This is a genomic window from Massilia sp. CF038, from assembly GCF_900129765.1.
Lineage (GTDB): Bacteria > Pseudomonadota > Gammaproteobacteria > Burkholderiales > Burkholderiaceae_D > Telluria_A.
The window spans coordinates 1307088-1329652 of sequence record NZ_FQWU01000002.1; the positions used below are offsets into that span (position 1 = coordinate 1307088).

Here is a 22565-nt window from a genome sequence, read left to right on the forward strand (position 1 = left end):
GCTCCAGGCGGGCGAAGCTGCTATTGGAACACTGATATGATGACATTGCCAAGAGTAGACACCCCACACACGAGAGAGATCACTTTGGAACAGACAGGCACCTTCGGCCAATCGAGCTACCGCATCGGCGACTTGCAACTGTTTCGCGATGCCGACCCTGCGCAGCTGGCGCCCTTGCTGGCGTCCTGCCCCATCATCCGCATTGGCGCGGGCCAGCCGGTGGAAGATCCGGCGCGGGCCCGTATGTACATTGTGCTGGCCGGGGCGCTGGCGGTGGCGGCCGATACCGAAAGCGGCATGGCCGACGGCAGTGTCAGCCGCATTTTGCCGGGCGAGAGCGTGGGTGAGCAGGCCGTGCTGGACGAAAGCGCGAATTTGTCGGCCATGTCGGCCATCGTCGATTCGGAACTGCTGGTCATTGATGGCGAGCTGGTGTGGAAGATGATCGACCTGTCCGGTGGCCTGGCGCGCAATCTGTTGCGCATGCTGTCGTTCCGCATACGCGCTGCCAATGCCTTGCTGCGCCGGCGCCAGAAGCTGGGCGAGTTCTACCGCCAGCTATCGATGAACGATGGCTTGACGGGGCTGTACAACCGCTCCTGGCTGAGCGACATGTTGCCCAAGCTGGTGGCCACCGCGCACCGCGCCGGCACCCCGCTGGCCCTGATCATGATAGACCTTGACCACTTCAAAATGTTCAACGATACCCACGGTCACCTGACCGGTGACGATGCCTTGCGCGCCGCGGCCGGCGTGATCAGCGTGGCGCTGCGCCCGTCCGATTATGCGGTCCGCTACGGCGGCGAGGAAATGATGGTGATTTTGCCCGAAACCACGGAACTACTGGCAGTGCTGGTGGCCGAGCGGCTGGTGGCGCGCATGCGCGAAGCGCCGATTTTCCCGGACATGCGACTGCCCTTGCCGCATGTGACGGCCTCGGTGGGCGTGGCCAGCCTGGCCGCCGGCATGGATGAGCAAGGCTTGATCGCAGCGGCCGACGCGGCCCTGTACCGCGCCAAGCACGGCGGGCGCGACCAGGTGGCGCTTTAAACCCTGCCCTTCGGCTTGGCCTTGTCGGTGGCGTCACCTTCTTCAGTGGCAGGCGGCGCTGGCGGTGTGATGAAGTCCTGGTAGCCCTTGAGCACCAGGTCGCGCGTCTTGTTGATGCCGGCGGCAATGTCGCCGCCCAGCACTTTCAGGCCATCGAGCACGTCCTGGGCTTCCTTGAAGCCCTTTTCAAAGCCCCCCTGGATCACGCCAATGAATTCCTTGCGCGTGGCTTCATTGTCTTCCAGCCCTTTTTGTTCGCGGTACGCCTCATAGAAGGCGGTCGACAGGCTCACGATGCGCTGGGCCGTGGCTTCAGCCGAATTGTCCTGGGTGGCGGCCGCATTCTGGATCGCATCCTTGCCCAGGGTGGGCTGCAATTCTTCATTGATGCCATTGATGGCTGATTTAAGCAGCAGCGCCAGCGGCTCGTTACCGGACGACAAAGACACGCTGATCGATGTCTGGACGATGGCACTGTTGAGCGAGGCGCGTGCCTTGGCCGTGCTGGAGGCCGGGCTGTCCACGTCCTTGACCTTGTTGTTCGACTGCGCGTCAAGCTTGTTGTCGTTGTCGACCGTGGCAGGCAGCGCGGAAGGTTTTCCGCCGGTAATAGAAACAGGGATTGACATGGTGCTTCTCCTTAGTCCAGCATAAGCGCCACATCCGGGCGCACAGTCCACCTTCTATTAGCGGCAGCAATGCCAGAACCTGTAGCCCGCTACAGCAAGATTATTTCTATGACCACCCATACTTTCCTTTGGCATGACTATGAAACCTTTGGCGCCCAGCCGCGCCGCGACCGACCGGCCCAGTTTGCCGCCATTCGCACCGATGCCGAATTGAATGAAATTGGGACGCCGATCATGCTGTATTGCCAGCCAGCGCCGGACTTTCTGCCCGACCCGGTGTCCTGCCTGATCACCGGAATTACCCCGCAGCAATGCCTGGAATGGGGCGTGCCGGAACATCAGTTTGCCGCCACCGTGGAAGCCGCCTTCAGCGAACCGGGCACGATCGGGGTGGGCTACAACACCATCCGTTTCGACGATGAGGTCACGCGCTTTCTGTTCTGGCGCAATCTGATCGATCCGTATGCACGCGAGTGGCAGCACAATTGTGGCCGCTGGGATTTACTGGACGTGGTGCGCATGACCTACGCCTTGCGTCCGGAAGGCATTGAATGGCCGCTGCGGGACGATGGCAAGCCCAGTTTCAAGCTGGAACACTTGGCGCGGGCCAACGGCCTGGTGCACGAAGCAGCGCACGACGCGCTGTCGGACGTGCGCGCCACCATCGCGCTGGCGCGCCTGATCCGCCAGCGCCAGCCCAAGCTGTTCGATTTCTGTCTGGCCCTGCACAAGAAGGACAAGGTTTCCGCCGAAATCGGCATGCACCTGGCGCTGCCGCAGCGCCAGCCCTTCCTGCACGTGAGCGGCATGTTCCCTGCCGAGCTCGGCTGCATCGGCCTGGTGTATCCGCTCGGTACCCATCCGACCAACAAGAATGAAGTGCTGGTCTGGGATTGCCGCTACGATCCGGCCGAACTGTTCGGGCTCGATGCCGACACCATCCGCCTGCGCATGTTCAGCAAGAGCGCCGATCTGCCGGAGGGCGTGACACGTTTGCCCATCAAGAGCATCCATCTGAACAAATCGCCGATGCTGGTGTCGAACCTGAAGACGCTGACGCCAGCCATGGCCCAGCGTTGGGATCTGGACCTTGAGCTAGGCCGTGTGCATGCACAGGCGGTCGCGGCGGGGCCAGACATGGGCGCCATGTGGGAGCAGGTTTACCAGCGTCCTGCAGCTGCTGGCGACACCGATGTGGACGAAGATTTGTACGGCGGCTTTATCAGCAAGGACGACAAGCGCAAGCTTGAAACACTGCGCGCAGACAAGCCCGAAAGGCTGGCTGCGGCGCGGCCGTCGTTTGATGACGAACGGTTGGGCGAACTGTTCTTCCGCTACCGCGCGCGCAATTTCCCGCACACGCTCAGCGTGGACGAGGCCGCCCACTGGGAGCAGCACCGCGCCGCACGCCTGTTCGATGGCGAGGCAGGCGCGCGCACGATCGAGCAATTGTTCGCAGAAATTGATACCTTGTCGGAAGAAGCAGATGAACGCGCCGAACAGATCCTTGGCGCGCTGTATGACTACGCCGAAATGATCGCGCCCTCACGCCGCTGAGGCCGCAGCGTCCGGCAGGCGCGCTTAGCGATACAGATTGATCGCGTCGCGCGTTTCCAGGGCCACCCGGCGGGCGGCGTCGGCAAAATCCTCGCCTGCAACTGGCTCGGCATACAAAATGGCGCGCGAAGAATTGATCATCAAGCCGCCGCCGCTGGCTGTTTTACCGGCCCGCACCGTTGCTGCCACATCGCCACCCTGGGCACCGACGCCCGGCACCAGCAAGGGCATCTCGCCGACCAGCGCGCGCACTTGTGCCAGTTCTTCCGGGAAGGTGGCGCCCACCACCAGGGCGCACTGGCCATTCTGGTTCCATTTGTTGCCCACCAGGCTAGCGACGTGCTGATACAGCGGTTTGCCGTCAACATTTAAAAACTGCAGATCGGAGCCGCCCGCGTTGGAGGTACGGCACAGCACGATCACGCCGCGCTCACGCCATTCCATGTAAGGCTCGACTGAATCAAAGCCCATGTACGGATTGACAGTGACCGCGTCGGCACCGTAGCGGTCAAAGGCTTCGCGCGCGTACTGCTTGGCGGTGGCACCGATATCGCCGCGCTTGGCGTCCAGAATCAGCGGCAGATGGGGATAGTTGGCACGCAGGTAAGCGCACACTTGCTCGAGCTGGCGCTCGGCGCCCAGGGCCGCAAAATAGGCAATTTGCGGCTTGAAGGCGCAAGCCAGATCGGCCGTGGCATCAATGATCGCCTTGCAGAAGGTGAAAATACCGTCCGGCTCATTTTGCAGCGCGGCCGGGAGACGGGCCACGTCGGGGTCCAGGCCCACGCACAACATCGATTGATTGGTGGTCCATGCAGCGGACAATTGTTGGATGAAAGTCATGGCGGGCCCCGGGTTGCTTTTGCTAACCCGGCATTGTACCGCGTCCACGTACACGGTTGAAATGGGCATGTTGTTGGCATTTAGCGTATATTTTTGGCTATTCGACAACTCGCAATGGACCAATCATGACCACTATTTACCGCACACGCTGGGTTCAGACCCTGTTTGCCCTGGTGTTTGCCAGCCTGCTGTCGGGCTGCGGCTACAACGATTTCCAGACCAAGGACGAGGCCACCAAGGCAGCCTGGGGCGAAGTCGTGAACCAGTATCAGCGCCGCGCCGATCTGATTCCCAACCTGGTCAATACCGTCAAGGGCTATGCCGCCCATGAAAAGGAAACGCTGGAAGCGGTGACCCGTGCACGTGCGGCAGCGACCAGCTTCCAGATCACGCCGGAAGTGCTCAACGATCCGGCCGCGTTCCAGAAGTTCCAGCAGGTGCAGGGCGAGTTGTCGGGCGCCCTGTCGCGCCTGATGGCGGTGTCCGAGGCCTATCCGAACTTGAAGGCCGATGCCAATTTCCGCGACTTGCAGTCGCAGCTGGAAGGTACTGAAAACCGCATCACGGTGGCGCGCCAGCGTTATATCGCTGCGGTACAAGACTATAACGTGCAGGTTCGCAAATTCCCGACCAATCTGACAGCGATGATGTTCGGCTATGCCGTCAAGCCATCGTTCACGGTCGAGAATGAAAAGGCGATCTCGACCGCTCCTGCCGTCAACTTCGGTAAATAAGATGCACTTGATGCGTCTGCTTTGGCTGTTGCTGCTGGCCAGTGTGGTGCACCTGGCCCAGGCCCAGGATCTGGTGCCCGTCCCGGCTCTGGCTGCGCGCGTGACCGATCAGGCCGGCCTGCTCAGCGCCGAGCAGCGCAGCCGGCTGGAAGCCGTGCTGGCCGATTACGAGAGCAAGACGGGCAGCCAGATCGTGGTGCTCACCGTCAAGAGCACGGCGCCCGAACAGATCGAGCAATACAGCATCCGCGTGACTGACGCCTGGAAACTCGGGCGCAAGGGCGTCGATGACGGTGTGCTGCTGCTGATTGCCCCCGGCAATACCAGCGCCATGCGGCGCCTGCGCATCGAGGCCGGGCGCGGGGTGCAGGGCGTGCTGACTGACGCCCAGTCCAAGCGCATCCTGCAAGACATCATCGCCCCCCATTTCCGCGAGAATCAGTATTACGATGGCCTGGTGGCCGGGGTGGGCGCGATTGCCACTTTGCTCAACAAGGAAGCCTTCCCTGCCCCGCCTGCGCCCGCGCCAGCCAGCGGGCAGCAGGACAGTGGCGGCAGTTCCTTCCTGCTGCCCCTGCTGTTTTTTGGCGCCATCATCCTGATGCGTTTCATGCGGCCGCGCCGGTCACGCCTGGCGCGCGGCGGCTGGGACAGCGGTGCCACCGGTTTTATTTTGGGCAGCATGATCGGCAGTGCGGGCCGGGGCGGCGGCGGTGGCTTCGGTGGTGGTGGTGGTTTCGGCGGCGGCGGTTTTTCGGGTGGCGGCGGCAGTTTTGATGGCGGCGGCGCCTCGGGAGACTGGTGATGGCAGGATTCATGGATCGATGCAAGCGCCAATGGCGGCACTGGCGCGCCAGCAGCAGTCAAGCGCGCAGCCTGTTCCCCGACGCGACGCTGAGCGCGCTGGGCCAGGCCATTGCCAGTGGCGAACAGCGGCACCGGGGCGAAGTGCGCCTGATTGTGGAGCATGCGCTGCCGTCGGAAGCAATCTGGGCTGATGTCAGCATGCGTCAGCGTGCCCTCGCCTTGTTCGCCGAATATGGCGTGTGGGACACAGAAGAGCGTTGCGGCGTGCTGCTGTATGTGAATCTGGCTGAACGGAAGGTGGAAATTGTGGCCGACCGGCAGATTGCCGGCAAAATTGACGCGCCTGTCTGGCAACAGGTGTGCCGGCGGATGACGGATGGCTTTGCGCGTGGTGATTTTCTGACAGGCACGCAAGCGGCGATCGACCAGGTCAACGGCTTGCTGGCGACCCATTTCCCTGCCAACGGCAGTCGTCCGAACGAGCTGCCAGACCGGCCAGTCGTGCTCTGAGTGCAGAAAAACAGCGCGCATGCGGGCCGCAATGGTTAAAATTCGCTCTTTCAACCACGCCTGAAAGCAAGCCATGAGATTAGAACAACGCGTTGCCATCGTCACCGGGGCCACCCAGGGCATCGGACTGGCTTGTGCCGAGCGCTTGCTGCGCGAAGGCGCGCGCGTGATGCTGGTCGATATCAAACCGGAGGGCGCGGCCGTGGCCCAGGCGATGGGCGAGCACGCCCGCTTTTTCGCCGCCGATGTCAGCCTCAAGGTGGACGTGGACGCGATGATCGCCGCCACCATTGCCGCCTTCGGCCGGATCGATATCCTGGTCAATAATGCCGGCGTGACCCATGCGGCCGATTTCCTCGACCTGGCCGAAGACGACTTCGACCGGGTGCTGCGCATTAACCTGAAATCCATGTTCCTGTGTGGCCAGGCTGCCGCGCGCCACATGGTCGGTCAGCGCAGTGGCTGCATCATCAATATGTCCAGCGTCAACGCTGAGCTGGCCATTCCGAACCAGGTGCCTTATGTGGTCTCCAAGGGCGCCATCAACCAGCTGACCAAGGTCATGGCCCTCAATCTGGCCCCGCACGGCATCCGCGTCAACGGCGTCGGTCCCGGTACCATCCTGACCGAACTGGCGAAAAAAGCGGTCCTGGCCAGCCCGGAGGCGCGCCATACCATCCTCTCGCGCACGCCTGCCGGGCGTTGCGGCGAACCGGAAGAAGTCGGCGCCGTCGTGGCTTTCCTGGCCAGCGACGATGCTTCCTACATGACAGGCCAGACCATGTATGTCGATGGCGGCCGCCTCGCTCTCAACTACACGGTACCGGTGAACGAATGAACGATGACGCGAAGCAGGCCGCGACGCCTGGTGTGAACATGCTGGCGCTGGATAACCAGTTCTGCTTCGCGCTGTACTCGGCGTCGCACGCCATGACCAAAACCTACAAGCCCATGCTCGACCGGCTTGGCCTCACCTATCCGCAATACCTGGTGATGCTGGTGCTGTGGGAGCAAGATGCCATTCTGGTCAAAGAAATCGGCGCCCGCCTGTTTCTCGATTCCGGCACCCTGACGCCCTTGCTCAAGCGCCTGGAAGCCAATGGCCTGGTCTCGCGCAACCGCGACCCGCACGATGAACGCCAGGTCCGCATCGTGCTCAGCCCGCATGGCCGGGCCTTGCGCAAGGCGGCCCTGGAAATTCCGCCCCAGGTACTGTGTGCCAGCGGCCAGGAAGTGGCGGCGCTGGGACGGATGCGCAGCGAGCTGGCCCGGGTGCGTGATGATCTGTTCAAGAATCTGGACGGCGAGGCATAAGCGCTGGGCGACAGGCTGTTGAGGCGATAGCGATAATCAATTGCGTACAATTTAATTGTGCGCTATAGTTCATTCATCGGCAACGGATGCCGCCTTCACCCAACCAAGGAGATTCACATGCAAGTACTTTACACAGCACACGCAACGGCAACCGGTGGCCGCGAAGGCCGCGCCAGCTCAAGCGACAAAGCCCTGGATGTGGGCTTGTCCACCCCCAAAGAACTGGGCGGCGCAGGCGGCACTGGCACCAATCCTGAGCAGTTGTTTGCTGCTGGTTACGCAGCTTGCTTCCTGTCGGCCATGAAGCTGGTGGGCGGGCAGATGAAAACGCCGATCCCGGCAGATGCCAGCATCAATGCATCGGTGGGCATTGGCCCGAACGCGCAAGGCGGTTTCGGTTTGAGCGTCACCCTGGCGGTCTCGACCCCGGGCATGGACCAGGCCGCAGCGCAAGCCGTGGTCGACAAGGCGCACCAGGTGTGCCCTTACTCGAATGCAACGCGCGGCAATATCGACGTCAAATTGACCGTCAACGCGTAAGTTATGCTGATTTCGTATGTCTGATATGAGAAATGACAATTAGACATATATGATGCTGCGCACCATAATAGTGCCTGTCTCCACTATTCTCCTCCAAGAAGATAGTTTAAGCCCGCTTTCACCAGCGGGCTTTTTTTTTGGTTGTTTCAGATTCGATTTCGTTCGCCGAAATCGTAGCGATATTGCGCTATGTCATAGCCAAGTCACATTCCCTGACTATACTGAGTTCAGCTTCTGTACATGCAACTGATATGCGTGACAAGGCCAGGTGTGCCGACCTTGATGGCGGCACGCCAACCAAATTCCAACTCTTGCCCGATTTTCTTGGGTTTCGCCCGCCCCAAAAGCGGGCACTTTTTTTCCGATGCGCACCAAAATGAACAAGGGTTGACGCGCCCCAAAATCGCGCTTGAAGGCGACGCACGTTAACCTATTATTAGAATCCTGCCGCATCGTTCTCACCATCGACAACAGGGGAGATTTTAATGAGTGAATATCTACTGGAACCAGAAACGCAAGAAACCCTGGACCGCCCCGTCCACCAGCCCCGTCCGCGCGAACCGCAAGAAGCGCTGATCCTCAGCGAACTGGCGCCAGACACCGTATTTGACCATCTGGACGATGACGGTCCAGTCGACCTGATTACCTTCGGTGCCGTGCGCGAACTGTGCCCTGCCTGCCGTCAATCGCATCTCAAACTGGTCTTGCGGCAACGGCGCGTGCGACTGGCCCACCTGTTCTGCGCTGACTGCCTGCGCTGCTACGACGCGCACTATCCCAACGGCAGCGCAGCTTTGACCATCTGAACCTCGGGTACGGGGCAGCAAGACTGCGCAGTGTCGCGGTACGTGCTATCGTGGCGTTTTTTTTCGCCACCGCTCCATGCAACAATTTCTGCACCTGCTCACGCTCGACCAGCGCCTGCGCCCATGGCGCTTGCGTGCCGCCTTCTGCATGTATGCCCTGATCCTGATCGCCGGCTCGATTCCCGGCGCGCGCGCCGACATCGGCCAGGTCGCGCCCGGCGTCATGCTGCACAGCCTGGCCTATGGCATTCTGACCTTCCTCTTGTTTACCGGCACCGTCGGCAGCCGGACCGCACGCGCCGTGCGCGCCGTGCTGGCCATCGCCGCCATGGGGGCCGCCGACGAAATGGTACAAAGCCTGCTTCCCTACCGTACTGCAGCGGTGGCGGACTGGCTGGTCGACGTCGGCGCCGCCATCGTCTGCGCCAGCCTGCTCTGGGCTCTTCTGCCGGCACCGCAATCCGAGCAGGCACGCTGAACCGCCCGCCCTGCGAGCGCATGGCACCACCCCGCCCGAACCGCCCCACCCTTTGACGTGGCTCATGCGTCCTGAAAGCATGGGGAACGTCGCCCGACATCGCGCCTCTTACCTTGGTGGCACGCGGCACTGTCACGCACACGGCAACATACCCAACCAAAGGAGTGGATCATGAAGCGTATCGAACAAAGCGTGCTGCTGGCGGGCTTGCTGGCACTGGGGCTGGCGGCATGCAGCTCCACTGGCACCAGCGGCAGCGACAGCATGGGCGGCAGCTCGGGCATGAGCAGTACCAGCGGCGGCAGTGGAACGGGCAGCAGCGGCACCAGTGGCAGCGGTGCAGACAGCACCGCCAGCACTGCCGAAAGTGGCGCTACCAGCAGCATTGGCAGCGGTAGCGGCAGTAGCGGCAGCAGCACGGCAGGCAGCAGCGGCGACACCAGCAGCTACGGCAGTACGGCTGGCACCGGCAGCAGCGGCGCAGGCTCAGGTAGCGGCAGCATGGGGGCAAGCGGTACCGGAAGCGCGGGGAGCACCGCGAGCACCGGGAGCGCGGGCAGCCTCGGCAGTACTGGCAGCACCGGCAGCATGGGTAGCACTGGCAGCGCCGGCAGCGGCAGCGTGGCGGGCTCAGGGAGCGGAAGTGGCAGCATGGCAGGAACGGGGAACGCTAGCGGCCAAAGTCACTCTGGTAGCGCCAGCGGTCAAAGTCACTCCGGTAGCGCCACCGGCACTGGTAGCACGTCCGGCACGGCAGCTGCAAGCGCACCAAACAGCACCGTTGCCAGCATTGAAGTGATACAGCGCCAATCCGGCGGGGCAGCAACTGGTGCAGGAACAGGGTCCAGCGCGGCTGTGGGCGGAAGCAACAGCACTGGCACCACCGGCTCCAGCATGACGAGCGATCGCCTCTATCGCATCACCCTGCGCACCGACGACGGCCGGACCCAGGTCATCACGCAGGAATGGGCGCCGACCTTCGCCACCGGCGACCGCGTGCGCCTGGTCAGCGGCGCCATCCAGCGCTAAGGCGCCGAGGGACGGCGTTGGCTCGCAAGCGCAAGCACGAGCGCACGCCGTCCGCACCTTGACCTCGCCTCGCCTCGCCCTGATCTCGTATCACCGGCAAGTTGCCGCAATGTTCAGGTGCACGGGCGGCCCGTCAGTGGGCTGCGCGGCATCCGGTTTGTTGCGGCGACGCCGACTGCAATGCAGGAGTCGCGCTCAGCGGCAGTGGGCATCGTGCTGGCATGCGTTTTTCCGCGCCCAAACGTCAGCGCATTCCTCGCGCTACAGGGCCGCACATGCGAGCCCGCCTTCGTCAGAGCGATGTATTGCCACCCGCGCAGATGCACTGTGACACCCCCTTCTGCTTGCAGCACCTGAACACGCACGCGCGTCAACCGGTGAAGATGGCAAACAAAAAAAACAACGCCAGATAAATGAGCGTCTCAGACGCCAGCGGTGACGTGTCGACGAATCCGCAAACGGCAAGCGTATTCGGCGATACCCGCGCCTGGGCCGTGCGCCAGCGGCGAATCAACAATGCGGCAAACAGGTACGGGGCCGCATGGCAAATCGGCGTTCAGGGCCCAACGCCGATTGTGTTGTTGCGCCCGCACCGTCGTTACGCCCAAACTGCCCAGCTGCATTTACTCGGCACCGGCACGCTTTGCGGCGTCCGCACGCAAACGCAAGACGCTGTCGGCCGCCTTCTTCCCAGCCAGGAAGGCATGATCGGAATTGTAATACTCCCACTCACTATAGCGCCCCGCCAGAATGATATCGTGCCGGGCAAGCCACGCTTTCACCGTGGCCACATTGGCCGCGCGCGCGTGGTCATACACCACGTAGGCGTACGGCATGTCCACCTGGTTGCTTGTGATCATGCGATCTTCCGGCGTGAGCATGCCGACTGCGACACAGTCGGCAATGCAGCGGTCAATCAAGGCCTGGCCTTCAAGCGGCAGCGGCTTGCTCGGTGAATATGAAATCTCGCAAGTGAGGCCGAAGCCGCCAGGCGGGTTGCAATGCGGACTGGCGTTGCCCTGAACAAAAATGCGATGGAAGATCGTCTCTTCGGGATAGTAAATCCAATGCTTGTCCGTGATGTTCTCGCGCGCCACACCCAGGTTCACGCAGCGCACGGAAATGTGACGCAAGCCAGCCGCAGCGCGCTGCACTTCGGGCGGCGCGGCATCGCCCATGAGGCGAATCAGCTCCGGTAACGGCATGGTACTGATCAAGTGATCGTAGCGATACCGGCTGCCATCTGCCATGAGCAGAAGGTGTTCGCGCGGGAACAGCTGCGCGGCCGCCGCATTCATTTCGATCCGGCCCTTTATATGAGGCAAGAAGCCTGACATCAGTGCCTGGAATCCGCCCGACAGCGGGTAGCCGAACCGTGCGTTCGGCCCCATTGGCTTGCCCACCGGTTCCAGCGCGCCTTCGATAATCTGCTCCAGATCAGGCAGCCGTACCCTGCCGCCCAGCCACGACGTTTCCATCTCGTCAAGCGGGACGGTCCACAGTTTGCGGTTGTAGGGAATTGCAAAATGCTTGGCGATACCCTTGCCCCACACTTTGTAGATGAATTCTTCAAAATGCTGGGTCTCCTGGCGCCGCGGCGCAATGGTGGCGGTATTGCCGACCTCTGCGCTGCCGTCGGCGCAGCAATCATCGATCGGCTTGACCGTACAAGGCGGGGTGGATGATGGACCGTCCAGACTGCCAAAGCGTGCCTCGACAGCGCCGACAATGCATTCCGAAATCACCTTCGGCGGCAAGCCATACAGGGCGCCCTGGAAGGGATAGCGCGTGTACACATTCTTGCTGTAGACCCAAGCCTCGCGGTCTTGCCAATGCAGATTTGGACCCAGCAGCATGTCGTACAGCTTGAGCACGTAGGGATCGTTGGAAAACATAATGTGGCCAGCGTGATCGAAGGTGAAGCCGTGGTCGTTGAGCGACCGGCACCAGCCGCCCACGCTCGCGTTCTTCTCCAATAGCAGTGCCCTCTCGCCCAGATGGTAAGCGGCCGACAGGCCTGTGGGGCCCGCGCCGATAATGGCAGTCTGGACTGGCTGCGCCCCACTGTGCGGACGCAGGGCATTGAGTTTGCTACGGCTCTGCTGCGCACTGCCGGCTTGCGCAGCGACCGCGGCGGGAACGAAGCGCGCCGCCTCGCGCCGCGCCGGTGTATGCGCCAGCAAGTCGCGCATTTGTTCAGCCGTGACGTCCCAGGAGGTGGTCTGGACGATCTCGTGCATGCACGTCAGCATGGCAGCGCGGGCCTGTTCGTCCATGGCCAGGGCCGCTTCGCAGGCACGAATGAAAGCGGCGCTATCATGGGCAATCGCCACCACGTGGCCATATGGCTGCGCGACATCGGCTATTGCAGTGCTCACGATCGGCAAGCCCGCGGCCATGTATTCCAGCACCTTGGTCGGACTGATGAAGCGCGTCGCCTCGTTCAGGGCAAACGGCAGCAGGCACACGTCCCAGCCCGCCAAAAAGGCAGGCAAGTCGGCATAGGTTTGCTGGCCCAGGTAATGGATGTTGGCATGCTGCGGCAAGGTGGATGCGTCGATTTTGACGACCGGCCCAACAAGCACGATTTCCCACTCGGGATGGGCAGCGGCGACACAGCCCATCAGCGCGCTGTCGAAGCGCTCGTCAATGACGCCATAGAAACCCAGTCTGGGGCGGCGTATTGCCTGCTGCAGCGGGTGCGCGCTGCCACCAATCTGGGCCCGGGCAAAATGTCTGACGTCCACGCTACTGGGGAAGCAATGCACATTCGCGTGCCGCGCGCGCTTGGCATTGAACAGGCTGGGCCCGCCCGCGAACACCAGATCAGCGCGATTGAGCAAGGCCGATTCGCGTTGCAGCAATTGTTTGGGGGAGTTCTTGAAGGCAGCCAGCTCATCCATGCAGTCATACACCACCAGGCTGGGTTGCAGGTCGCGCAGCAACGGCAAGGCCATCGGCGTGTAGAACCACACGATCGGCGCCTCACCTGGCGGTGCCAGTTCCGCCAGCAGCGGTTGCAGCAAGGGCAGCTGGTCATCATGGAAACCGCTGGCCTGGCTCGGCGTGTGCGGCCGGCAGACCGTGACGTTGGGCACGGGGCTCGATGTTTCGATATGGCTTTCGCCTGCATCATGCACGGGCTCTTCAACAAACAGGATGCGGTAGTGCTGTGCCAACCTTGAAAGTAACTGCTGCGGTCGCTGATACACGAAATCCCAGCGCAGATGACAAAATACGATAATCGTTGGCATGATGGCTCCTTTGGCCCGTGCGGCCGTGCGTGAAAGAATTCTGAATGGGCGTGCGGGTCGGCTCCTTGCTAGGATCCGGCTGGTTTTTCCTCCGTGGTGCCGGCCCGGGTGGCCGCATTGATCATCTCCAGCGCCACCTTGGGGGTGCGGTCAGCGCACAGCAAACCGTTGGCCTCCTGGAAGGTGTCACTGAACTGGGTGTAGCAAAAGCCGCTGAACATGGTCGTCGTGTTGACCACCTCCAGCAGGCGCCGATACAAATCGATAAAGCTGTCCTCGGTATGCGCGCGCGAATAACCCCAGGTTTTCAGTTCCTGCGCGGCATCCTTGTCGAAGGCAATGCCGCCGAACTCGGTCAGGACGATCGGCTGCCCCCGGTGCGGGAAACCATCGAGCGTGAGAATGCGCCCGCCCGGGCGGCGTTGATCAAACAGGGTTCGGGTTGGCTCCGTGGTGGTATACCGCGCCGCCAGTTTGTCGGGATTGCAGTCGTAGTCGTGGATGCCCAGGATATCGGTGGCCGATGCTTCCCAGCCATCGTTGCCAATGACGGGACGGGTGGCATCGAGCGTGCGCGTCAGGTGATACAGCGCCTCGACCGCGTTGCGATGGGCCTGGGTCAGGGTCAGATTCGGCACACCCCACGATTCGTTGAACGCGACCCAGACAATGATGCAGGGGTGGCTGTAGTCGCGCTCAATGGCCTCGGTCCATTCACGCACCATGCGCGTGATGGCCTTGGGGCTGAAGCGGTAAGCCGAGGGCATTTCCTCCCATACAAGCAAGCCCAGCCGATCGGCCCAGTACAGGTAGCGGGGATCCTCGATTTTCTGGTGCTTGCGCACGCCGTTAAAGCCCATGGCCTTGGCCAGCTCGACATCACGCTTGAGGGCGGCATCGGAAGGCGCCGTCAACAGCGAACCGGGCCAGTAGCCCTGATCAAGCACCAGCCGCAGCGCGTACGCGCGGCCGTTGAGCATGAAGCGGTCACGGTTGATGGCCACGGAACGCAAGGCCGTGTACGACACGATGCGATCGAGCACGACGCCCTTATGGTGCAAGGTGACTTCCGCATCGAGCAAGGTCGGCCGCTCAGGACTCCAGAGCAATTCGTTGCGCGAATCATCGATCCCGGGATCGGACAAGGCAATCTTGCGGTTCGCTTCGTGGCCGAGCAGCTTGTAATGGTCATCGGCCAGCAGATTGTCGCCATGCCAGATCTTGACTTCGACGAACAGATCCTCGTTGACATCGCCGGTGGCGAAAATTTCGCAGCCAATTTCGTAGGTTTCGAAGATCGGCGTCCAGCGCAGGGTCTGAATATAGGTGGACGCCACCTGCTCGAGCCACACACTCTGCCAGATGCCCGTGGTGCGCGGATACCAGATTGAATGCGGTTCCAGCAGCCAGTCCTGCTTGCCGCGCGGCTTGGCCAGATCGTGCGGATCGTCCTCCACATACACGGTCACCACTTGCTTGCCGTCTGCACGCAGTGCAGTGCTGATATTGCACGAAAATGGCGTATGGCCACCTTCGTGCTCGGCCACCAGGTGCCCGTTGACCCAGACCCGGGCGCGATAGTCGACTGCCCCGAAATGCAGGATCGTGTGACCGTTGTGCGGGCCGATCTCGAACTCGCGTTCGTACCAGCATACCCAGTGAAACCCGGTGTCGCCGATCCCGCTCGCTGTTGCCTCGGGCGCAAACGGCACCTCGATCGTGTGCGTCCATTCGATCGGGCCGTCCGGAATTTTGTAGGTGCGCTCGTCGTCGTAGCGGAACTTCCAGGGGCCGTTCAGGCTCATCCAATGTTCGCGCACCAACTGCGGGCGCGGGTACTCGAAATCACTCATCTGTCATCCTCTCTGTCGGTCGGAACGGGGATCAGCAGGCTGCCTTGCATGCCGCCGTCGTTGAAGCGAGCCAGTGCAGCCCGGCCGGCGCCGGCTGCCATGCCACGCCGGCACAGCGCCACACAGGCGCCGCCAAAGCCGGCACCGGTCAGGCGCGCGCCGTACACACCTGGCTGCGCGCGCAACATCTCGCTCAGAAAATCAAGGGCCGGGATCGAGACGGCATAATCGTCGCGCAGGCTGGCGTGCGAATCATTCATGAGCTGGCCAAATCGCACAGCATCGATCCCAGCCAGCGCTTCCAGGACGCGCTGGTTTTCATGCACCACGTGGCGCGCGCGTTCGCGCAGTGGCGGGGGCAATGCCTGCACACTGGCCGGATCGGCCACGTCGCGCAGGCTGGCCACGCCGAGCTGGCGCGCGGCGGCGTCGCACTCGCTGCGCCGTTCGTTGTATTTGCTGCCCGCCAGCGTGCGCGGCACGCCGGAATCGATCACGATCAATTCGCTCTCAGGCGGCAGTGGCGTCAGCCGGTGCGCCAGCGTACGCGCATCGATGAACAGCATGTGCGTGCTGTCCGCCAGACTCGCCGCCATCTGGTCCATGATGCCGCAATGGACTTTGGCGTAATGGATCTCGGCCCGCTGCGCCATGCGCGCCAGGGCCACGTCGTCGAAAGGCAAGCCAAGCAAGATCCGCAAGGCACGCAGCATGGCGATTTCAAGCGCAGCGCTGGACGACAGGCCGGCGCCCACCGGCAGGCTGGTGCTCACGTGCACGCGCAGTGGCGGCACGGTGATGCCTTCCTGCTCCACCATGCGGATGCAGCCTTCGAGATAGCGGCCAAAGCCGGGCGGCGCGCTACTGTCGCGGGCAAAGCGCACACTGCTGTCGAGGGTGGACGAATACAGCGTGAAGAAGCCGTCGGCACTGCTTGCCAGCGCCACCTCGGTGCGTTGCGGTGTGGCCACCGGCAGCATGAAGCCGTCGTTATAGTCGGTATGCTCGCCCAGCAGATTGACCCGGCCGGGGGCGGAGGCGTGCGCCTCGGGCGCGCCGCCAAAGAAGGCTGCGGCGCTCAGCATGGCCGCCCTTTTGTGTTCGGCCTCATGGCGCCTCCGGATCGACCGCGACCTGCTGCAGCTGGGCAGCGCTGGCTTCGGGCAACACATCCATGGCAAAGAAGCCCGCGCCCAGTTCGGTGCCGGCAAGATACTTGAGGCGGTCGCGATTGCGGTAAGGCGGAAAGAACTGGGCATGCAGCTGGGTTGCCGGATGGGCGGCGCCGTCGGTGGGCGCCTGATACCAGGCCATCAGGTAGGGGAAAGGCCGGTCCCATAAATGTTCGTACTTGAGCAGGACGGTTTTGAGGGCGCGGGCCAGATCGGCGCGCTGCGGCGCGCTCAGGTCGGCAAATCCGGCGACCGGCACCCGCGGCATGACCCACACCTCGTACGGGTAGCGCGCGCAAGGCGGGACGAAGGCCATGGCGTGTGGGCCTGCATAGACGACCCGGGCGCCGCTGGCTGCTTCGTCGCGCGCCAGGTCGCACAGCAGGTTGCTGCCATGCTCAGCGTGGTATGTACGTTCTTGCGCCAGCATGCGGGCCGGCACCGGGGGCACCACCGGATAGGCGTAGATTTGCCCGTGCGGATGATGCAGCGTCACCCCAACTTCCACACCGCGGTTTTCAAACGGCAGTACATAGGCGATGTCGGCCTGAGCGGCAAGGCGGGTGGTACGGTCGCCCCACACTTGCAGCAGCAAATCGATCCGGGCCAGCGGCAGAGTGCCCAGAGAAGACAGCGCGTCTTGCGTGAACACCACCACTTCGCAGTGGCCCTTGGCCGGCATGGTGGGCACCGTCAGTGCCGGTGCGTCGCTCGCGTCCGGCGCCAGCGAGGGAAAGCGGTTGTCGAAGACCGCAATCTCGTAATCGCCTGCCGGCATTTCGGTCGGATGGGCAGGGTCGCGCATGGGCGCGAGGGGATTGTATTCGGGCGGCGGTTGATAGGTGCGGTGTTGCCGATAGGCCGCGTAGGTGACCCATTCGCCGCGCAGAGGATGCCAGCGCAAATGCGGATTGGCCAGCTGCGGCTGCGGAAACGGACTGGGCGCGGACAGCCCGGCCGCAATGGGCGCGCTGCTGTACAGGGTCATGCTGCGCCCATCGGGTTTGGTCAGATCGAGACTGTGCATGGCGTCGGCGGTTGCGGTCAGGGAGCGGATCCTAGCACGCAGTTTTTGCCGTTATTGACGCCAGTCAGGTGGCTGGATTTCCTCTAAAAAATTGACTTCGACCGCTTGCGCGCAATGCACTCGCATCCCAGATGAACTGCCTATGGGAGGACGATGAAAATCTCACCGCGCAGGTATTGAACACGGTTGCATTGTGTAGGCAGTGACCTACACAATGCATCGGCATTTTTACGGGTGAGATCGAAGCGAACACGTCGCCGTGCGCAGGTCGCATTCGCGGCTTATTTGGCCAACTCCACCATGACCGCGGTCACCATTTCCAGGTTCAGCAGCAATTGCTGCGTCGTGATGAACTCGTGTTCCGAGTGGCCCGTGTAGACCGCGCCCGGCATCGCTGGACCGAACGCGACCGCATGCGGGAACAGGCGCGAATTGGTGCCGCCGCCAATCGCTATCGGTTTCGGGTCGGTCTGCCCGGTGTAGTGCGCGTACACGGACAGCAAGGTCGGCAGCTGCGGCGCATCGTCCTGGACCCATGGTTCGCTGAGCTCGATAGCAACCTTGCCATCATGACCGTGGCGCCCTTGCCAGGCCGTGATCGCCGCGCGGATTTCCTGCTCCAGCACGGCGCCCTGCTTGCCACGGGGACGGCGCAGATTGATGTTCAACTCATCGCCCGCAGGCGAGGCCTTGATTACCGTGGGCGCGAACGTCATCGGCCCCATGAAGGCATCGCGGTAGGCAATCTTGCCGAAGCGCTCGCCATACCAACCTGTCCCCACCAGGTCGTTGAGGAAATTGACCAGGGCACCAGGGCCACGGTCGGGCCAGCTTCTGACCTTGAGCGCGTCGGCCAGCATGCTGATGGCATTGATGCCATCTTCCGGTTTGGAGGAGTGGGCCGAGACGCCACGCGCGGAAATGGCCAGGCGCTTGCCCGTCAGCTTGAACTCGTAATGCATGCCGTTTTGACGCGCGGCCCGTGCGCGCACCGCTGCGGCCAGCGCCGGCGTGGCGTTCTCGATCACTGCGCTGGCGTCTTCCGGGATCTGGCTGCCGAAAAAGCCGCCTGCGAAGGCAGCGACAAACGGGCCGCTACCCGCCGCGCCCTTGGCCGGTGGGAAATTGACGCGCACGGCGCCCCAGCCTTTTTCCGCCACCACGGCCGGATATTCCGCATCGAAGGTCAGATTGATCTGGGGCGGCACATGGGTCTTGAGGAAAACCGTGAGCGGGTCCCAGTCCGATTCTTCCGCCATGTACACATACAACTCGAGCCGCTTCTTCAAGGGCAGATTCTGGTCGCGGATGGCTTTCATGGCAAACATGGCAGTCGCGATCGACCCCTTGTCGTCCTCGCTGCCGCGGCCGAGCAGGCGGCCCGGCTCGCTGGTCCGGTCCAGTTCAAAGGGCGATTTTTTCCACTTGCTGGGGTCGACCGGCTGCACGTCGCCGTGGGTGATGAGGCCGATGCGCTCGCTGCTGTCGCCGAAGCCGATCACCACCACCGCCCCATGATCCTTGAAATCGAGACCCAGGCGCGCGGCTGTTTCCTTCAAGTAGAGCTTGAACGCGATGTGCTGTGGATTGCGTTCCAGCGGCAGCGCCGGGTCGGCAACGGTATTGAAGCTGACCATCGCCGCCAGGCTGTCGACCACCGCATCCTGATAGGTCGTGACGGCATGGCGGGCAGCAGCGCTGGCCTGCGGCGAAGGGGCGCCGGCCATGGCCGCGGTGCTGGCGAAAAAGAGACTGGCAACAAGAGCGGGCAAGCGCATGAGAGCACATCCATGAATTTACGAATCGACAAGTCTAGCACGCAGACGACGGGCTGACCTGGGTCAAGCCAGCGCAGTGAACGGGGGCCACCCGGGCCAGTCGAACCGGGATGATGCGGCGCATGTGCCCCCGCATCCTGGGGGACACACACGATGAGGGAACTTGTATGCATCAGCCACGATGACACCTGGGCTGCGCGGCTGCCCACCTGGGACGTGCAGCTGGTATCCGGCCTGGCCGAGGCGGCGCGCCTGCTGCGCGCCACCCCTTGCCTGACCGGATTGATCGACCTGCCCGCAAGCGAAGGCGAGGCCGGTTTGCGCGCGCTTGACCGTTTCCTGCGCCTGCACTGGCGCACCCACTGGATCGCGCTGGCGCCGCCCAGCGTGGCATGCATGCCCGACTGGGCTGATATCGTGCTCGACCACTTGTTCGATTTCCACACCACACCAGCCGATCCCCTGCGCCTGGCCCATGCGCTGGGCCACGCGCACGGCGTGGCGCTGCTGCGCAGCCAGAGCCTGGCAGGCACTGCGCCGCCGATGGGTTTGGCAGGCAACAGCGCGGCCATTACGCGCCTGCGCGCGCAAATCCGCAAGGTTGCCCGGGCCGAAGCACCGGTCCTGATCTGGGGCGAAAGCGGCAGCGGCAAAGAGCTGGCGGCGCAGGCCATTCATGCGGCGTCCATGCGGGCGCGCGGTCCCTTCGTGCCGATCAATTGCGGCGCGATACCGCCCGCCCTGATCCAGTCGGAACTGTTCGGCCATGCACGCGGCGCCTTCACCGGCGCGGCGCGCGACAAGGCCGGGCTGATCGAGTCGGCGGCGGGTGGCAGCATCTTCCTTGACGAAATTGCCGACCTGCCCAAAGAACTGCAATCGAACCTGCTGCGCTTTTTACAGGAGAAAACCATTTACCGGGTTGGCGCCACGCGCAGCATCACCGTCGACGTGCGTGTGATCGCCGCCTCGCATGTGGACTTGCAGCAAGCCGTCGCCCTCGGTCAGTTTCGCGAGGACTTGTATTACCGCCTCAATGTGCTGCCCCTGACCGTGCCAGCGCTGCGCGAACGGCGCGACGACCTGGCCATTCTGGCTGAACAATTCTTCCGCGCCTACGCGGCGGAAAAATCGCCCCGCCTCAAAGGTTTCAGCTCGGCTGCGCTGCGCGCCCTGCGGGCCCATGCCTGGCCTGGCAATGTACGCGAACTGATCAACCGGGTGCGGCGCGCACTGGTGCTGGCCGAGGGCCGTCTGATCGCACCGCAGGACCTGGGCCTGGCCCCTGCCCATGCCGCTGCGCACGATGGCGCGGCGCTGGGCGTCTCACGCATCGAAGCCGAGCGCGCTGCCATTCTGGCCAGCCTGCAACGCTGGGACGGCAATGTGACACGTGCTGCGCGCGAACTGGCCATCTCGCGCATGACCCTGTACCGCCAGATGGCCAAGCACGGCATTGCCACCTGAATACGGCAGCTGTCACGCCCATGTGCCACTTTGCCCTGTGGCGAGAAACGCCCGGCGCAGCAGCAGAACGCACCGCCAGCGCCGTCTCCGGAATGTGACAGTTCAAGACGAATTCACTGGGGCCGTTGCCATGCGCAACCGGGCCGATACCAGGGCGGCGCGTGAAACAGCCTTTGAATTCAAGTGCTTAGCGCAGCCGCAGCAAACGTGGCACCGCTTTTGCACAGACAGGTAGACCTGACCCGGCAAGCCAGGCTTATTTCAACGACATTTCGAAAACAAAAGGGGCACACATGAAACAAACTATCTTGGCCACAGCAATCACGCTGGCATTCAGCACCGCCGCGCTGGCAGCAGACCCGACCAACAACGCAAGCAATCCCTCGGGCAGCAGCGGCGGTGCGCTGACCCAGACTGCCAGCAATACCACCACCCAGGGCGGCGACGCGCCCCAGGCTAGCGACAACGCAAGCGCGACCCAGACCACGAGTACCGATACCGGCAACGACAAGAGTACTGGACAAAACAATAGCCTGGGCGACGCGCTCGGTGCCGGCCTGAACGCGGCGGCGGCCAACAATGCTTCCACCTCCACGTCGACCATGAGCAATTCATTCAACAATTCCACCGCCACCGCCAGCAGCGCACTGACGGGCACTGTCACGGGGAACACGATCAACAACATCGGCAACCTGGCCAACCATACCGGTAACGCCAGCGGCGGCGCTGCCACGGGCGGCAATGGGGCAGCCGGTGTCGGCGGGCTGGCAGCTGGCGCCGGCGGCGCAGGTGCAGCGGCCACCGGCGCCAATGGCGGCGCTGGCGCCGCTGGCGCCAATGGCAACAACGGCAGCGCCACCAATGGCACTGTTCTGGCCACAGGCAGTGTCGGTGGTGCCGGCGGCGCCGGCGGTGTCGGCGGGGCCGGCGGCCTGGCACTGGGCGGCAATGGCGGCGACGGCGGCCTGGCGCTGGGCGGCAATGGTGGCAGTGGCGGCAATGCTGCCAGTGGCGCTGGCGGCGCGGGCGGCAGCGGGGGCGACGGCGGCCTGGGCCTTGGATCCGTGGCCAGTTCAACGAGTGACGGCACCGGTGGCGCCAGCACCTCGGGCACGCCGGGCGGCGCCACGGGCACCGATCCGGGCACCAGCACCAGCACAGCTGGCGCCGGCACCGGTGGCGCTTCCACCACCACGGCAGGCGACACCACCGTTGGCCCGGCCGGCACCGGCGGCAATGGCGCCAACAGCGGCGACAGCACCGGCGGTGCCGGCGGCGCCGGCGCAACAGCGAGCACGGCCGGTGGTGCCGGCGCGGCAGCCACGGTGGGCGACGGCGGTGCCGGCGGCGCAGGTGCAGCTGGCGGCAGCGGCACCGGTGGCACTGCCAGCAACGGCTCGCCAACGGTGGGCAGTGCCACGGGCGGTGCTGGTGGCGCAGGCGGTACTGCCGGCACCAATACGGGCGGCGCCGGCGGCGATGGCGGTACCAACACGGGCGGCGCCGGCACCGGCGGCGCGGGCGCTTCCGCCACGGGCGGCAATGGCGGCACCACCACGGTCACCGCGGGCACCTTCGACATGTCGAACACGATGAGCAACGTCGGCCAGTCCGCCGCCGGCATCATGGCCGTGACGCAAAACAATGGCTTCTCATCGCTGATTCAGCAAAGCGTCAATGTACAGTCGAACCTGACGGTCGGCCCGTAATTCCCCAT

20 protein-coding genes are annotated in these 22565 nt (G+C 63.4%); 13 read left to right on the plus strand and 7 right to left on the minus strand.

The features are described from left to right. Positions 1-84 precede the first annotated feature (84 nt). Positions 85-1050, plus strand: coding sequence for a diguanylate cyclase (locus BUC24_RS16315; protein ID WP_073218387.1), 966 nt, complete (start codon positions 85-87; stop codon positions 1048-1050). Here the strand turns inward: BUC24_RS16315 and BUC24_RS16320 are convergent. Next, on the minus strand, positions 1047-1679 hold the full coding sequence (locus tag BUC24_RS16320; RefSeq protein ID WP_073218390.1) for a DUF5610 domain-containing protein: 633 nt from the start codon (positions 1677-1679) through the stop codon (positions 1047-1049). The genes BUC24_RS16315 and BUC24_RS16320 overlap by 4 nt on opposite strands. Positions 1680-1787: 108 nt before the next feature. Between BUC24_RS16320 and sbcB the strand changes: the two genes are divergently transcribed. Then, positions 1788-3236, plus strand: a complete 1449-nt coding sequence (sbcB, locus tag BUC24_RS16325; protein ID WP_073218392.1) for an exodeoxyribonuclease I — start codon at positions 1788-1790, stop codon at positions 3234-3236. 24 nt (positions 3237-3260) lie between these two features. On the opposite strand, the gene pyrF is transcribed toward sbcB, so the two are convergent. Beyond that, a complete protein-coding gene (pyrF, locus tag BUC24_RS16330) occupies positions 3261-4079 on the minus strand; it encodes an orotidine-5'-phosphate decarboxylase (protein WP_073218396.1) in 819 nt (272 codons plus the stop codon). Between the two features lie 125 nt (positions 4080-4204). Here pyrF and BUC24_RS16335 point away from each other — a divergent pair, with 125 nt between their 5' ends. The 9 genes from BUC24_RS16335 to BUC24_RS16375 all read left to right on the plus strand — a co-directional run bounded on the left by BUC24_RS16335 (position 4205) and on the right by BUC24_RS16375 (position 10297). Beyond that, on the plus strand, positions 4205-4813 hold the full coding sequence (locus BUC24_RS16335) for a LemA family protein (RefSeq protein ID WP_073218398.1): 609 nt from the start codon (positions 4205-4207) through the stop codon (positions 4811-4813). Position 4814: 1 nt separating this feature from the next. After that, a complete protein-coding gene (locus tag BUC24_RS16340; protein WP_073218401.1) occupies positions 4815-5618 on the plus strand; it encodes a TPM domain-containing protein in 804 nt (267 codons plus the stop codon). An 11-nt stretch (positions 5619-5629) separates the two neighbouring features. Continuing rightward, entirely contained in the window at positions 5630-6130 is a 501-nt protein-coding gene (locus BUC24_RS16345) for a TPM domain-containing protein (protein WP_229448249.1), read from the plus strand. A 73-nt stretch (positions 6131-6203) separates the two neighbouring features. Beyond that, the gene (locus BUC24_RS16350) at positions 6204-6968 is read left to right on the plus strand and encodes an SDR family NAD(P)-dependent oxidoreductase (RefSeq protein WP_073218407.1); all 765 of its coding nucleotides are present in this window, start codon (positions 6204-6206) and stop codon (positions 6966-6968) included. Next, entirely contained in the window at positions 6965-7444 is a 480-nt protein-coding gene (locus tag BUC24_RS16355) for a MarR family winged helix-turn-helix transcriptional regulator (protein WP_073218410.1), read from the plus strand. Before BUC24_RS16350 ends, BUC24_RS16355 begins: the two co-directional genes overlap by 4 nt. Before the next feature lie 117 nt (positions 7445-7561). After that, positions 7562-7984: an organic hydroperoxide resistance protein gene (locus BUC24_RS16360; protein WP_073218413.1), complete on the plus strand. Its 423-nt coding sequence runs from the start codon at positions 7562-7564 to the stop codon at positions 7982-7984. A 485-nt stretch (positions 7985-8469) separates the two neighbouring features. Then, positions 8470-8790, plus strand: coding sequence for a hypothetical protein (locus BUC24_RS16365; protein ID WP_073218416.1), 321 nt, complete (start codon positions 8470-8472; stop codon positions 8788-8790). A 76-nt stretch (positions 8791-8866) separates the two neighbouring features. Then, positions 8867-9268 carry a VanZ family protein gene (locus tag BUC24_RS16370; RefSeq protein ID WP_083598952.1) on the plus strand — a complete coding sequence of 134 codons (402 nt, stop codon included), beginning with the start codon at positions 8867-8869 and terminating at the stop codon, positions 9266-9268. Between the two features lie 171 nt (positions 9269-9439). Beyond that, positions 9440-10297: a hypothetical protein gene (locus BUC24_RS16375; protein ID WP_073218419.1), complete on the plus strand. Its 858-nt coding sequence runs from the start codon at positions 9440-9442 to the stop codon at positions 10295-10297. Between the two features lie 623 nt (positions 10298-10920). Here the strand turns inward: BUC24_RS16375 and BUC24_RS16380 are convergent. From BUC24_RS16380 to BUC24_RS16400, 5 genes are all read right to left on the minus strand, one after another. Further along, a complete protein-coding gene (locus BUC24_RS16380; protein WP_073218422.1) occupies positions 10921-13551 on the minus strand; it encodes an NAD(P)-binding protein in 2631 nt (876 codons plus the stop codon). 68 nt (positions 13552-13619) lie between these two features. Then, positions 13620-15404 (minus strand): glycoside hydrolase family 2 TIM barrel-domain containing protein, encoded by a 1785-nt coding sequence (locus BUC24_RS16385; protein WP_073218425.1) that lies wholly within the window; start codon positions 15402-15404, stop codon positions 13620-13622. Next, on the minus strand, positions 15401-16489 hold the full coding sequence (gene galK, locus BUC24_RS16390; protein ID WP_073218428.1) for a galactokinase: 1089 nt from the start codon (positions 16487-16489) through the stop codon (positions 15401-15403). Before galK ends, BUC24_RS16385 begins: the two co-directional genes overlap by 4 nt. A gap of 22 nt (positions 16490-16511) precedes the next feature. Next, positions 16512-17603 (minus strand): galactose-1-phosphate uridylyltransferase, encoded by a 1092-nt coding sequence (gene galT, locus BUC24_RS16395; protein WP_073218432.1) that lies wholly within the window; start codon positions 17601-17603, stop codon positions 16512-16514. A gap of 281 nt (positions 17604-17884) precedes the next feature. Beyond that, on the minus strand, positions 17885-19381 hold the full coding sequence (locus BUC24_RS16400) for a dipeptidase (RefSeq protein ID WP_073218435.1): 1497 nt from the start codon (positions 19379-19381) through the stop codon (positions 17885-17887). Positions 19382-19534: 153 nt separating this feature from the next. Between BUC24_RS16400 and BUC24_RS16405 the strand changes: the two genes are divergently transcribed. Continuing rightward, positions 19535-20848, plus strand: a complete 1314-nt coding sequence (locus BUC24_RS16405; protein WP_073218438.1) for a sigma-54 dependent transcriptional regulator — start codon at positions 19535-19537, stop codon at positions 20846-20848. Positions 20849-21141: 293 nt separating this feature from the next. Then, complete coding sequence (locus BUC24_RS16410) at positions 21142-22557, plus strand: hypothetical protein (protein ID WP_073218441.1); 1416 nt, start codon at positions 21142-21144, stop codon at positions 22555-22557. Positions 22558-22565: the final 8 nt, after the last annotated feature.